The organism is Streptomyces sp. CNP082, from assembly GCF_059570535.1.
Map to the genome: position 1 here is coordinate 20,082 of NZ_JCANSZ010000020.1, position 13,559 is coordinate 33,640.

General features: G+C 72.2%; 12 protein-coding genes. 5 read left to right on the plus strand and 7 right to left on the minus strand.

Going from position 1 to position 13,559, the window contains the following annotated elements; all coding sequences use genetic code 11:
• Positions 1-7: 7 nt before the first annotated feature.
• On the plus strand, positions 8-2,917 hold the full coding sequence (locus B124_RS17690) for an SUKH-4 family immunity protein (RefSeq protein WP_496503913.1): 2,910 nt from the start codon (positions 8-10) through the stop codon (positions 2,915-2,917).
• A gap of 171 nt (positions 2,918-3,088) precedes the next feature.
• On the plus strand, positions 3,089-4,027 hold the full coding sequence (locus tag B124_RS17695; protein WP_496503826.1) for a hypothetical protein: 939 nt from the start codon (positions 3,089-3,091) through the stop codon (positions 4,025-4,027).
• On the opposite strand, the gene B124_RS17700 is transcribed toward B124_RS17695, so the two are convergent.
• Together B124_RS17700 and B124_RS17705 are read right to left on the minus strand one after the other, a co-directional pair.
• On the minus strand, positions 4,024-4,800 hold the full coding sequence (locus tag B124_RS17700; RefSeq protein ID WP_496503827.1) for a cytidylate kinase family protein: 777 nt from the start codon (positions 4,798-4,800) through the stop codon (positions 4,024-4,026). The genes B124_RS17695 and B124_RS17700 overlap by 4 nt on opposite strands.
• A 59-nt stretch (positions 4,801-4,859) precedes the next feature.
• Positions 4,860-5,249, minus strand: a complete 390-nt coding sequence (locus B124_RS17705; RefSeq protein ID WP_496503828.1) for a hypothetical protein — start codon at positions 5,247-5,249, stop codon at positions 4,860-4,862.
• A 113-nt stretch (positions 5,250-5,362) separates the two neighbouring features.
• Between B124_RS17705 and B124_RS17710 the strand changes: the two genes are divergently transcribed.
• From B124_RS17710 to B124_RS17720, 3 genes are all read left to right on the plus strand, one after another.
• The gene (locus B124_RS17710) at positions 5,363-6,172 is read left to right on the plus strand and encodes a helix-turn-helix domain-containing protein (protein WP_496503829.1); all 810 of its coding nucleotides are present in this window, start codon (positions 5,363-5,365) and stop codon (positions 6,170-6,172) included.
• The gene (locus B124_RS17715; RefSeq protein WP_496503830.1) at positions 6,165-6,386 is read left to right on the plus strand and encodes a DUF397 domain-containing protein; all 222 of its coding nucleotides are present in this window, start codon (positions 6,165-6,167) and stop codon (positions 6,384-6,386) included. Before B124_RS17710 ends, B124_RS17715 begins: the two co-directional genes overlap by 8 nt.
• A gap of 496 nt (positions 6,387-6,882) precedes the next feature.
• Positions 6,883-7,122: a chaplin gene (locus B124_RS17720; RefSeq protein WP_496503831.1), complete on the plus strand. Its 240-nt coding sequence runs from the start codon at positions 6,883-6,885 to the stop codon at positions 7,120-7,122.
• A 227-nt stretch (positions 7,123-7,349) separates the two neighbouring features.
• On the opposite strand, the gene B124_RS17725 is transcribed toward B124_RS17720, so the two are convergent.
• The 5 genes from B124_RS17725 to B124_RS17745 form a co-directional block, all read right to left on the minus strand.
• Positions 7,350-9,935, minus strand: coding sequence for an ABC transporter permease (locus B124_RS17725; protein WP_496503832.1), 2,586 nt, complete (start codon positions 9,933-9,935; stop codon positions 7,350-7,352).
• Positions 9,936-10,730 carry an ABC transporter ATP-binding protein gene (locus B124_RS17730; RefSeq protein ID WP_496503833.1) on the minus strand — a complete coding sequence of 265 codons (795 nt, stop codon included), beginning with the start codon at positions 10,728-10,730 and terminating at the stop codon, positions 9,936-9,938.
• Positions 10,731-11,342: 612 nt separating this feature from the next.
• The gene (locus B124_RS17735) at positions 11,343-11,858 is read right to left on the minus strand and encodes a hypothetical protein (RefSeq protein ID WP_496503834.1); all 516 of its coding nucleotides are present in this window, start codon (positions 11,856-11,858) and stop codon (positions 11,343-11,345) included.
• 285 nt (positions 11,859-12,143) lie between these two features.
• Complete coding sequence (locus tag B124_RS17740; RefSeq protein WP_496503835.1) at positions 12,144-12,893, minus strand: hypothetical protein; 750 nt, start codon at positions 12,891-12,893, stop codon at positions 12,144-12,146.
• A gap of 31 nt (positions 12,894-12,924) precedes the next feature.
• Positions 12,925-13,476, minus strand: a complete 552-nt coding sequence (locus B124_RS17745; RefSeq protein WP_496503836.1) for a hypothetical protein — start codon at positions 13,474-13,476, stop codon at positions 12,925-12,927.
• Between the last annotated feature and the right edge of the window lie 83 nt (positions 13,477-13,559).

A 13,559-nucleotide genomic window follows, 5' to 3' on the forward strand; every position in this document is an offset into this window, starting at 1 on the left:
AGGCGTGATGGTCACCTTCGCACAGGCGCAGGAGCGCGCCGACTCGTGGATCAACGGCGGGGTGCCGCAGCAGCGGCGCCGCGAGGTCAAGGTGCGGGAGTTCGAGCTGGGCTTCGTGGCCTGGGCCGAGATCCCGGCGGGCGGTGAGGTGCCGGAGGGCTCGGGGGCGCGGCTGGTCATCGCGCGCGATTCGGGCGACACGACGCTGTGGCCGGCGCTGCCGGTCGGCGAGGTGATCCGGCGCTTCGAGGAGGAGTACGGCGGCGAGGAGGCCGGGCCGCAGCGGGGGGCGCAGCCGGGGGAGCGGGTGGACCTGGGGGCGACGTCGTTCCTGCTGACGCCGCCGGAGTGGCTGCAGGAGGCGGCGGACCAGATCGGCATTCCGCGCCGCGGCGGCTCGGGTTCTTCGGGTTCTTCGGGTTCTTCCGGTTCTGGCGGCAGGCACGCAGGTGCGGCGTCGGACTCCGGCCCGTCGGCACCGTCGCAGTCGTCGTCGGGTTCGAGTACGCCGTACGGGGCGGGGAGTTCCGGTACGTCGTCGCCGGGCGGTCCCGCGTCGCCGTACGCGGCGGGGGCCTCCGGGTCGGTCGGCCCGCGGGTGGACCCGACGGCGCCCGCGGCAGCGGCGGCACCGACACCGTGGAACGACACCAACTCCCGCGGCGGCGACGAGGCGGCCTCCGTACCGCTGCCGGAGACGGTCCTCTCGTCGAAGCTCCCCGACACGCCGCCGCCGAGCGGCCCGTACCCGCCCCCGCCCGGCTCCGGCAGCTACCCCGGCGCCCCCGGCGGCCCGGCGTCGGGCGCCGGCACCCCGGCGCCGCCCGGCCCGCCCGCGGCCCCCGGCACTCCGCCGCCCCCCGGCGGTGCGCCGCCCCCGCCCCCCGGCACCGCCCCCGCACCCGGCTCCGGCGGCTACCCCGGTGCGCCGGGCACCCCGCCCCCCGTACCCGGCGCCCCCGCCCCCGTACCGCCGGGTGCCCCGGGCACCGCGGGAGCCCCCGGATCCACGGGCACCCCCGGCACACCGGGAGCCCCGAGCGCCCCCGGCGCCCCGGGCACACCGCCCGCCGCCTCAGGCACTCCCGCACCCCCCGGAACCCCGGGAACACCAGGCACCCCCGGAGCACCAAGCGCCCCGGGAGCCCCAGGCATCACCGGAGCAGCAAGCGCCCCGGGAACACCAGGCATCCCCAGCGCACCCAACACCCCCAACACCCCCGGCACTCCGAGCACCCCACCCTCCAGCCCCAGCCCCAGCCCCGGTGCCGGCGGCGGGGCAGCCGACATCGCCGACCAGGCCACCAGCAAGGCCACCCCCCTCCCGCCCCCGCTCAAGGGCAAGCGGACCCCCGCCGGGCAGGGCGTACCGCCCCCGCCCGGCGCCCCCGGCACGCCCGGCGCCGGCCGCGGCTCCGGCTCCTCGGCGCCGCCACCGCCGTCCGCTCCCGGCACTCCGGGCAGCGGGAACGCGTACATTCCGACCCAACTCGTGTCGCAGGTCGACCCGAGCGCGTCCGCGGGCGGCCCGCCCGCGCCTCCCGGACCCCCCGGAGCCCCGGGCACACCAGCCGCACCTGGAGCCCCCGGAGCCCCCGGCACCCCACCCGCCCCAGGGGCGCCGTCAGCCCCAGCCGCCCCCGGCGCACCACCCGCCGCCCCCGCGCCCCTAACCCCGCCCCCCGCGCCCGGCCAGGCCGCCCCGCCCCCCGGCGGCGCTCCCTTCGCGCCCGGTGCCCCGGGCGCCCCCGGCGCGCCCCCCGGACCCGGCGGCGCCCCCTTCCCGCCGGGCGCCCCCGGAGCCGCCCCCGCCGGACCCCCCGGCGCCCCCGCCGGACCCCCCGGTGCCCCCGGCATGCCCCCCGGCGCCCAGCACCCCGCGCCCGGCCAGGCCACCCCCACCCCCGGCTACGGCTACCCGCCCCCCGGTGTCCCCACCGTCGGACCCGGCTACCTCGCCGTCCTGCGCTACCGCGCCCAGGACGGCTCCGAGCAGCAGGTCATGCGCCGCTCCGCGCCCGGTACCCCGCACCCCGAGTGGCAGATCCTGCACGAGCTGCGCGGCATGGGCGTACCCCCGCAGCAGGTCCTGGAGCTGCACACCGAGCTGGAACCCTGCGACCTGCCCGGCGGCTACTGCTCCCGCATGATCCGCGAGACTTGGCCGCAGGTGCGGCTGAGTCACACCGCCTCCTACGGCCGCGACCACGCCTCCCGGCAGCAGGGCATGCAGCACCTCATCGAGCACCAGGGCGAGCTGCACCAGGTCGCCGACGGCCCGGCCCATCCCCGGCCGCAGCGCGCGCCGCTGCCGGGGCCCGGCCAGGTCCCGGTGCTGCCGCCGCTGCCGCCCGAGGCGCTGGGGCACGAGCTGTACCAGGCGTTCGGGCCGCAGGGCGTGTTCCGCTACGACCAGCGGGCCGTGGCCCGCCAGGGCGTGCCGGACGTCGTGGCGCAGACGCTCGTGTGGGCGGGGCTGCCGATGGACTTCGGCCCGTTCTTCTGGGGCCAGGCGCAGCCGGGCCGGCCGGTGCCGACGCTGGCGGAGCTGGCGGCGGAGCGGGGCGTGCAGCCGGCGCCGGACGCCGGTTCGTACCTCGTCATGGGCAACGACTTCGGCCGCCAGATGTGCGTCCAGTACGGTACGGCGCACATCGTGGCCGTGCCGCTGGAGGCGGCGCCCGGCGGGGGCAGTGCGCCGCCGCAGTTCGTGAACACGGGGCTGCCGGAGTTCGTGCGCTGTCTGTCGATGCTCGGCCACATGTGGCGGCTGCGCTTCGGGCTCACGCCGGATCAGGCGGGGCGCTGGACGGTCGACTTCCAGTCCCAGCTGGTGGCGATCGACCCGGCGGCGCTGGAGGGCCCGGACCACTGGTGGTCGGTCGTCCTCGAACAGCTCTGGGACGGCCTGTTGTAGCCACCCGCACGGCACGCGAAAACGGCCTCACCGGTCCGCCGGTGGGGCCGTTTCGTATGTTTTTCAACCGATGACCACCTGAAAGGGTTAGGTGTCAAGGTATGGGTGATTCGCGGGAGTCCTGAAGGATGAGCGCCGACAGTCGGTCGGGGATGAGAGGAGCTCGGTCACATGGGCGCTGTGAAGACGTCGGCTCGGGGCTTCGACACCGTACGCGGTGGTCGTGGCTACCGCCCCGACCAAGTGGACGCCGCGGTGACCCGCGTGGGTGAGGAGCGCGACTCCGCCTGGGAGCGGGCCGCCCGCCTCACCGTCCTGGAGCGCGAGCTGAGCCAGGAGCTGGAGCGGCTCACCGGCGAGCTGGCGCACCTCAAGGAGCAGACCTACGCGGAACTGGGCGCCCGCGCGCAGGACATCCTGCGCCTCGCCCAGGACGAGGCCGCCGAACTGCGCGACACGGCGGCGGAGCAACTGCAGCGCGCGCAGGCCGAGACGCGCCAGTACGTCGAGGAGACCACCGCCGACGTCCGCCGCGCGGCCCAGGCCCTGCGCGAGGAGGCCGAGGCCAGGCTGCGCAGCGCGCTCGGCGCGGCCGAGCAGGAGGCCGCCGACCTGCTGTCGTCCGCCAAGGCCGCGGTCGAGGACACCGCGGGCGAGGCGGCGGCGGCGCTGGCGGAGATGCGGCACCGCTCGACGGCGATGCTCGACGAGGCACGCCTCGAACGCGAGGCCGCGGCCCTGCAGTTGGACGCGGAGGTACGGGAGCGCCGCCAGGCCCTCGACGCCGAACTCGCCACCCGTACCCAGAGCGCGGAGGCACACCTGGCCGAGCAGCAGGCGGCCCACGCCGAGGCCGAGGCGTACGCGGGCCGCTGCCGCGACGAGGCGGAGGCGCAGGGCACGGAGCTGGTGGCGGAGGCGGTGGCGGCTGCGGAGGAGATCGAACGTGACACGCAGCGCGTGCTGCGCGAGGCGGAGGTCCGCCGCGAGGAGCTGTCGGCGCACATGGAGAACGTACGGGCCACCCTCACGGCGATGACGGGCCGCGCCCCGGACTCCGACCCGGCCGCGGGCACGGTCCCGGGCCCTTCCCCCAACGCGGACGACTAGGGCGCGTGCCGGGGCGTGATCGTCTGTGGTTTCATGCGGACTTCCCAGGCCGGCCGTTGAAGCTGATCGTTGTACACGACGACTTCGGCGTGATCAGCCGGGCGGGCGGTGGCGAAGTAGAGCTGCTGGGCGGGGATGTAGCGGTCGCGCCAGGACCGTTCGACCTCGGCGGCGTCGGCGGATCCGGCGAGCGCCGCACCTCGGTCCCGGGCGCGAGCCACCGTCTGCTCGAACGGTACGGACACGAAGATGCGCAGGTCCCAGCGGTCGACGAGTTCCGGGCGCAGAAGGAAGACGCCGTCGAAGAGCAGCACGGCGTCTGCGGGGGCGGTCGTGGTCGGCGGGGACGACGGGGTGTCGCTCTCTCTGTCGTACACCGCGTGTTGAAACCTCCGGTCCCCGCCCGGCCCCAGCGGATCGAGCAGCACCCGGCACAGCGCGGCGCGGTCGTGGGCGTCGTAGTAGCAGCCTTCGGCCGAGTACCTGCCGCGCCGGTAGCGCTGTGCCGTGGGGAAGAGGAAGTCGTCGACGGTCGCGCGGATGACGCCGCCGCCCTGCGCGCGCAGGACGCCCCCGAGCTCGTCGGCCAGCGTGGTCTTGCCGGCGGCGGGCGGCCCGTCGACGGCGACCCGCAGCGGGTGCGCGGCCGAGCCGGACCTGACGGACCTGGCGGACGTGACGGACCTGACGGACCTGACGGACCTGACGGACCTGACGGACCTGATCGTCTCGGCCAGCCGGCTGATGAGCTGGCCGCGGGTGCCTTGTTCCATGGCCGCCTCTCCCACGGCGCCCGAGGGCGCCCTCGTCTGGTGCCGCCGTGCCCGCCGGTTCAGCAGCCATACCGCTGTGTGTACGTGTCAAGGCTCCGGCCCCGGTCGAGGAGGAACTGCAAGCGCGCGCACAGGTACTCGGCGTCGCAGCGGCTCAGCTCCAGGCTGCCGGTGTGGCCGGGCTCTCCCCGGAGGGGGACGACGAGCCGCGCGCCGTCGTCGGCGGCGAAGGGCGGAAGTCTGTCGTCGCGACGGAGGACGTGACCCAGGATGACGTCGGCGCGGACCTCGTCCTGGGGCCCGTAGCCCTCCGCGGAGTGCACGTCCCGCTTGTGGCGCTTGATGAGCACGCGCGCGTCTGTCTCCTTCGAACCGTCCCGCGTCGCACGGGCGTTGCGCAGATACACGGCGAGTCGAAGGCATTCCCTGCACTGGTGCTCCTCAGTCATGAATTCGCTCTTTCTGTCGAATCATCGCTTTCTGTGCATCAAGCGTGACGTGGTGCGACTACGGTGCACCAGAGTTGTTCGGCTGACGGTGCGTCATTCAAGTGGGAGGCGACGTGGAGACGTGTAAGACCCCGCGCCAGAAGTACGGCGAGGAGCTGCGGCTGCGGCGGTCAGCGAAGGGGATGACACAGGAGGCGCTGGCTGATGTGGTGGTGTGTTCGCCCACGCTGATCAGCCACTTCGAGGCGGGGCGGCGGCTGCCGAGGATGGAGGACGCGCAGCGGATCGACCAGGCGCTGGGGACGGACGGGTTCTTCGCGCGCTGGCTGGTGAACCTTGAGGGTCCGTACGCCGACCACTTCGCGGAAGCGGCGGAGCTGGAGCGACTGGCAACCGTCATCCGCGAGTTCGCTCTGTCGGCGGTGCCCGGACTGCTGCAGACGCCGGACTACGCGCGCGCGATCTTCGCGTCTGGTGAGCCCAACGACACGGGGGAAGAACTTGAAAGGCGGGTCGTCAACCGGCTTGAGCGTGCCCGGATCCTCGACAATCCGTTGTCACCGGCCGTGTGGAGCATCCTGGACGAGTCGGTCATCCGGCGACCGGTCGGGGGCCCTGAGGTCATGGCTGAACAACTGGAGCACATCGCGGCGTTGGCCGAGGCCAGGCGCATCCGGCTGCACGTGCTCCCCTTCTCAGTGGGGGCGTACGCGCTGATGGAGGGCATGGTGAGCCTTATGTCGTTCGACGACATGGCGCCGGTGGCATACGTTGAGGGCGTGACCACCGGGCAGTTGCTCGACGACCCGGCGCGGGTGGTCAGGTGCCACTCGTACTACAACCTGGCGCTGGGGGACGCACTGTCCCACCGTGCGTCGATCGCTCTCCTGAAGGCGGCAGCAGAGGAGTTCCGGAATGCGTGATCATGTCATCGCCGTGGCGTCGACACTGACGTCGTGGCGGAAGTCCAGCTACAGCGGTGCCAGCAACGGGAGCTGCGTCGAGGTCGCCGACGGCCACGCCGCCGTCCCCGTACGCGACTCCAAGGACCCCCACGGCCCCGCCCTCGTCTTCACCGGCGACGCCTGGCGGTCCTTCGTGGCGGCGGTCAAGGCGGACGAGTTCCCCACCGCCTGACCCGCTGCCCACCTCACCACCCGGCCCCGGAACCGTGCCCTCACACCACGGCCCGGGGCCGGACCATGCCGTACGCCAGCTCGCTGGCCGTCCTGGGCGCGGCCCTGCTGCTGCGCGGACCGGGGTCGGGGCGGGCGGGAGCGGTGCCGGGGTGGGCCGGGCTGGGGGCGCCCCGCGGGCCAGCCGGCGCCACATCCGCCCCGGGGGCACCCCGAATGCGTCTAGCCGTGACAAACTCTGGGTAACCCACCCGCGAAACCAGGGCAAATCGCCCGCCGGGGCCGACTTTCGCCTACCTACGCGCACTCGGCGGGCACGTTCACACTGGAAGGGCCACGGCCTCGGCGGAGATTTCCGCCGGGGCGCCCCCCGAGTGAGGCCAACCGGGTGAAGAACCGTGCCTTTTGTCCTCTTGTGGAGTTGGCCGGGGCGGGGCGCCTTCGGCGCCCCGCTCTGCGCTGGCGGAGCGTACGCCACACCCAAGGAGAGCAGCATCGTGTTTGCAGTGAAGAAGACCCTTGCCGTCACCGTCAGCGCCGGTGCCGTCGTGCTGGGCGGCGCCGGCCTCGCGGTCGCGGACTCCGGTGCCCAGGGCACCGCGGCCAACTCGCCCGGAATCGTCTCCGGCAACGTCGTCCAGTTCCCGTTGCACGTCCCGGTGAACCTGTGCGGCAACTCGATCAACATCATCGCTCTGGCCAACCCGCCCTTCGGCAACGTCTGCGTCAACGACTGACCCGGCCCCTCCCGCAGGGACACGGGCACAGCCCCTGCGACCGGCGAGCGTGACCACCGGACTTCCTCCCCGATGGTCACGCTCACCGGCGAGCGGGCCAGGTCCCCGGCCCCCCCGTACTGGAGCCCGCACGCGTACTGGAGCCCGCACGCGTACTGGAGCCCGCACGCGTACAGGGCCCGGCGATGCCCACCAGCTTCGCCGGGCCCCTCCACCGCGTACCGCCGCTACTCGGTCGCGATGGCGTTCAGCACGTTCATCCGGCCCGCCCGGAACGCCGGCACCAGCGCCGCGAACAGTCCGACGACGGCCGAGCCCGCGAACACCACCCCGATCGTCGGCCAGGGGATGTCGAGCACCTTCAGGCCCTCCAGCGCCAGCAGTTGCTGTGCCGCGGTGCCCCACGCCATGCCCAGGCCGAGGCCGAGCACCGCGCCGAACAGGGCGATCACCACCGACTCCAGGCGGATCATCCGGCGCAGTTGCCTGCGCGACAGGCCGATCGCGCGCACCAGCCCGATCTCCCGGGTCCGCTCGATCACCGACAGGGCCAGGGTGTTGACCACGCCGAGGACGGCCACGATGATCGCCAGCGCCAGCAGCCCGTTGACGAGGTTGAGCATCTGGCCCACCTGGTCCTTCAGGGTCTGCTTGAAGTCGGTCTGGTCGCGGACCTTGTACTGCGGGTACGGGTCCATCGCCTTCTTCAGCGCCGCGTACGCGGCCTCCTCCTGGCCGTCCTTCGCCTTGCCGAACATGATGTCGTCGCGCGGCAGGTCGGCCTGCTTGATGTAGTCCCTCGCCGTGTCCAGGTTCACATACGCCGCACCCGAGTCGATCGCGGTCTCGGAGGAGGTGATCGCGCGCAGCGTCAGCTCCGCCGCGCCGCCGTCCTCGAAGTCGACGGCGAGGGTGTCGCCGATCTTCAGCCCGTGGTCGTCGGCGAAGTCCTCCGGGACCGACATGCTGTTCTTGCCGTAGGCGTCGGCCAGTTCGCCCTTGACCGTCTCGGACCTGAGGTCCTGGGCGTACGTCTTGTCGGCGGCGGTCAGGGAGTACTCCTTGACGGTCTTGCCGTCCGGCAGGGTCACGTCCGCGTCGAGCGCCTTGTAGTGCGTGACGTGCTCCAGGTGCGGGGCGTCCTCGATGACCTTCGCCGCCTCCGGGACGATCGGCCGGCCCATGTCGGACTGGATGATGAAGTCCGCGCCCACCGACTTGTCCAGCTCCTCCGACGCCGAGGCGACCATGGAGGACCCGACCACCGACAGGCAGGCGACCAGCGCGAGGCCGATCATCAGCGCCGAGGCGGTGGCGCCGGTACGGCGCGGGTTGCGCAGGGCGTTGCGTTCGGCCATGCGGCCCACCGGGCCGAAGATCCGCAGCACGCCCGCCGCGAGGGCCCGTACGAGCAGCCCGGCAAGCACCGGCGCGAAGACGATGAGGCCCAGCAGGGACAGCAGCACGCCGCCCGCGAGGTACAGCCCGCCGTCGGCGGCCTCGTCGACGCGGGTGGTGAGGAAGAGCAGCCCGCCGCCGGCCACGGTGAGGACCAGGCCCAGCACGGTCCGTACGGCACCGGCCCTGCGGTCGCCCGGGGTGCCGGCCTCGCGCAGCGCGGCCATCGGCGAGACCTTGCCCGCGCGGCGGGCCGGCAGCCACGCCGCGAGCACGGTGACGACGATGCCGAGGACGATGCCGACGACCGGCGTGGCGGCCTTGATCGTGAGGTCGTCGGTGTTCAGCTCCATGCCGGCCGCGCCCATGAGCTTCATCAGCCCCACGGCGATGCCGATGCCCGCGCCGACGCCGAGGACCGAGCCGATGGCGCCGAGGAGCAGCGCTTCGAGGAGTACGGAGCGGTTGACCTGGCGGCGGCCGGCGCCGATGGCCCGGAGCAGGCCCAGCTCGCGGGTGCGCTGGGCGACGAGCATGGAGAAGGTGTTGACGATGAGGAAGATGCCGACGAGGACGGCGATGCCGGCGAAGCCGAGCATGGCGTACTTCAGGACGTCGAGGAGGCCGCCGAGGTCGTCTTTGTTCTCCTCGACGACCTCGTCCTTGGTCTGCACCTTGACGGGGTCGGTGAGGTCGCCCGCGGCCTTCTGGACGCTGGCCTTCAGCTCCTCGTTGCTCACGCCGGCGGCGGCGGTGAGGTTGAGGGAGGAGTAGACGCCTTCCTTGCCGAGGAGCCTCTTCTGCGCGGTGGCGTCGTCGAAGTAGACGATCGTCGCGCCGGGGTTGGTCATCTTGAAGGTGGCGATGCCGACGACCTCGGAGCTGAACGAGCCGGGGTCGGCGATCGTACGGATCCGGTCGCCGATCTCCACGCCGTGCTTGTCGGCGGCGTCGGCGTCGATGACGACCTCGGTGGGGCCGCGCGGCTCGTGGCCGGTGGTGATCTCGGCGGTCTGCAGCTCCCTGCGGTCCCAGTTGGTGCCGATGGTGGGGGCGCCGGTGTCGGAGCCGAGGTTGTTGTTGTCGGCGTCGGCGACGGTGATGGCGTCGTTGGACACCTCGCCGTCCGCGGACTCGACGCCGTCGATCTTCTCGACGCGCGCCAGGTCGGCGGCCGGCAGCGTCGGCTGCGGCTTGCGGCCCCATTCGTTGTCGTCGTTGTCCGCCGTCTTGGGGCTGACGCGGACGTCGGAGGCGGAGGCGTTGAAGAGCCGGTCGAAGGTGGTGGTCATGGTGTCGGAGAAGACGAGCGTGCCGCACACGAACGCCACCGACAGGACGACGGCGACGGCGGAGAGCGCCATGCGTCCCTTGTGCGAGAAGAAGTTGCGCATCGAGGTCTTGACGACGGTCATCTAGGACACCCGGCCCCGGGTGTCGAAGGCGGGGGTCCGGGGGTTTCCCCCGGAAAAGAGGCGCATGCGGTCGAGGACCTGCTCGGCGGTGGGGTTCCACATCTCGTCGACGATGCGGCCGTCGGCGAGGTAGAGGACGCGGTCGGCGTAGCCGGCCGCGACCGGGTCGTGGGTGACCATCACGATGGTCTGGCCCAGCTCGTCCACGGAGCGGCGCAGGAAGCCGAGGACCTCGGCGCCGGCCCGGGAGTCGAGGTTGCCGGTCGGCTCGTCGCCGAAGATGATCTCCGGCCGGGAGGCGAGCGCCCGCGCCACGGCGACGCGCTGCTGCTGGCCGCCGGAGAGCTGGCTCGGGCGGTGCTTGAGGCGGTCGGCCAGGCCCACGGTGTCCACCACGCGCTGCAGCCACTCGCGGTCGGGCTTGCGGCCGGCGATGTCCATGGGCAGCGTGATGTTCTCCAGGGCGTTGAGGGTGGGCAGGAGGTTGAACGCCTGGAAGATGAAGCCCACGCGGTCGCGCCGCAACTGGGTCAGCTTCTTGTCCTTCAGCCCGGTGATCTCGGTCTCGTCGATCCATATGCGGCCCGCCGTGACCGTGTCGAGGCCGGCGAGGCAGTGCATGAGTGTCGACTTGCCGGAGCCCGAGGGCCCCATGATGGCGGTGAACTGGCCCCGGGCGATGTCCACATCGACGTTGTCGAGAGCGAGGACCCGCGTCTCCCCCGTGCCGTACGCCTTGGTCACCTGTCGCGCTCGTGCGGCGACGGCCGTGCGCGCCGCTACAGCCGTGGTCACTGTCGTGTCTCCTTCGTCTGCGGAACCTGTCCGTCGTGCACTTGAGTCTCGTGGGCGGCGGCCGGGAAATCCCTGGTGCCTGGCGCCGTATCCGGCGTGGGGATATCCCCACCTCCGTACTGGGGACGGACCCCCCGGCCGGCTGGTGCTTTCCGCCGTCGACCCGCCTGACCAGGCTAGGAAGCGCGCGGGGGCGGTCCCGTCGGCCGGACGGAGGAGCCGCCCCCTGCTTTGTGCGGGGGGCGGGCCCTTAGGGGGTGCGGGGGCGGTACGGGGCCGGGGCCGGGGTTCCGCGGCGGCACCTGCGGCTTCGGGGTGGGGGCCGGCCGGGGGTACGGGCTGCGGGCGCTTCGCGGATCGGGCGGGGGCGTGTGGCTGCGGGGCCGGGCGCGGGCGGGGCGGCCGGGGGGCACGGGGACGGGGCGGGCCTGCCGGCGGGCGGCCAGGCGGCCGGTGCTTCCGGGTGCGCGCGCATGCCCGGGGCGGCGGGCGGCGCTGCGCGTGCGCCGTACCGCGGAGGTCGCCGCACCGTGCCGGGCCCATGCCTGTGGGGCCACCAGCAAAGCTGGTGGCCCGTCACGAAGGAGCGACGCCAGTCCGTGCTGGCCCGTGCTAGTCCGTCTGCTCGACGCGGACGTATTCGGCGGGCGCCATCTGCCAGGCGACCACCGTGTCGTACTCCTCGCGGATCCCGGCGACCGTCCGCACTTCCCGGTCCTTGCCTCCGGATGACACGAACCCCGGGATGACCTTGTAGTCGCGGTACGGGCCTGAGCCGTCGTCGTAACGCGACCTCACCGGGTCGAGTTCCTCGACATCCCGGCCGTACGGATCGTCCCAGCGGACCACGCCGCCCCTGCCGTCCGGCAGTCCCAGGAGGGGTGCGTTCATAGGTGTGCCATCGGCGGCGTCACCCTTGCGTTCGAGGTAGCGCAGCGCGTACGGCAGACCGCCGGGCTCGTCTCCGGGCGGCATGCCGACGCCCGCCCCGGCCGCCGCATCCGCGACCTGTGGCAGCACGTCCGGGAGATCCCCGTCGATGCCGAAGTAGAAAGTCGCCGTGCTCGTGCAGCGCGCGAGCCACGGCCCGCGCTCCCGGTACTCGCAGGAATCCTCGGTCGCGGACACGACGAGCCTCATCGGTCTGGCGGCAGACGCAAGGGCCTCGGCGGCTTCCCGTGCCCGGTGCTCGGCCGCCGAGCGATCACGCTCGGCGGCGTCCTCGCGGACGAGGTCGTAGGCTCGCGAGCCACCGGCCCGCTCTTCGGCGTTACCGCACGCAACAGCCCCCACCTGCGCGAGCGCACAACAGACGGCGACTACCGACCAGGTCCCCGGGTGAATGCGTCTCATCTTCGCCTCATCGTTGATGCCGTCGTCCCCTGTCCGAAGCCCCGACCGCGCACCGGTGCCCTACGTGCACGCGCCGGCTGCAGGTGCGTGGTCCGCCAGGTTCTGCTGAGGGCTGGCAGACCTCAGCCTGGACGCCAGCGCATCGCCACTCTGGCCGGCCATCTCCTCCTCCAGCGTGGCACCTTCACCCGCTTCCTGAAAGGCGGCCCTGGCCTGGTCCACCGACTGCTCTCGCCCCTCCAACTCGCCGTTGCCGATGACACCGTCGTCGTACGGGACGGTGGAGCCGCTGCCGAGCCCCACCCATCGTGCCGGCTCGGGATCATCGTCCGGGGAGCATTTCGCCGTCTCCCAGGTGAGAGCGATGATGTACTGATGGCCGAGTTCAATGCGCGGAGCCTCCGCCAACGCGAACTCCACCCGATTGTCCACGTCCCCGTCCTTGAACTGCCACCCGCTGGAGAACCTCGTCCAGGAACCGGGAGCTGGTCTGGTGGCGTCGTCTCGCGACCAAAGGACGCGGTCGACTCGCATCTCGACTGACCGGCCGATCAACCCTTCACCCCGGCTGACTTCCACTTCGTCCGGTGCGATCTCGGTCTCCGACAAGGGTGTGGCGACCACGACATGATCGGCGTACGTGACCCATTCGGAGGCGAAGCTGCTCGGATAGCGGTCTTCTCCGTGACCTACCAGGATCGCAGCCTGCTGACTCTGCTGCGCCCCCGTAGAGCCCGTGTTGTTCATTGCGATCGTGGTGCCTATGCTGGCCAGCGCGGCGACTCCAGTCGCCGCGCACGCGACAGTCATACGTCGTTTCATAATTCGCTGCGCCCGGTTTTCAGTACACTCCGTTGATGTTGTCGACTTGGTTGCTCCCCAGGTTGTTGTGCCCGGTGCTCGGTGTCACCATGCAGCCCAACTTGTCGTTCCTGAGGCCCAGCCGGGGGGATGCCCTGTTGCCGTGGAGGAGGCCGACGGCATGACCGGCCTCGTGACAGGAGCGGGCATACGTGATGTATCCGTTGCCTCGAATGCGCACATACTGTTGATCGCATGTGTAGGTGCCGGCTGAGCTGTTGTCGTTGCACCAGGTGGTACCGGCTGCATCGTCGTCGAGGCCGTCTGAGCCCTCCTGGTAGATGATGTCGGTCTCGGCCGACCCGGAAAAGCTCGGATTGCTGTCGTAGTGAATCGCGAGATCGGTCGGCGAATATTCACCCCGCAATGCGCGCGTGACCGTGTCCTTATCTCCTGCCTCCAGCCTGTACTTACCGTTGGAGTCCATGTAGTAATACACGGCACTGTTGTCGGTCTGGCAAACTGTTCCGTGGTTCATACCCTCCGCGCACGCGACCGCATAGTTTCCGGTTGGGACAAGGTTGTCCGTCACCGCGGCCCAGGAAATCCCTGAGGCCGCGAGCAGGCCGGTGGTCAGGGCGAGAGGTAGGACGACCCCTTTTCGGGATGGCCGCG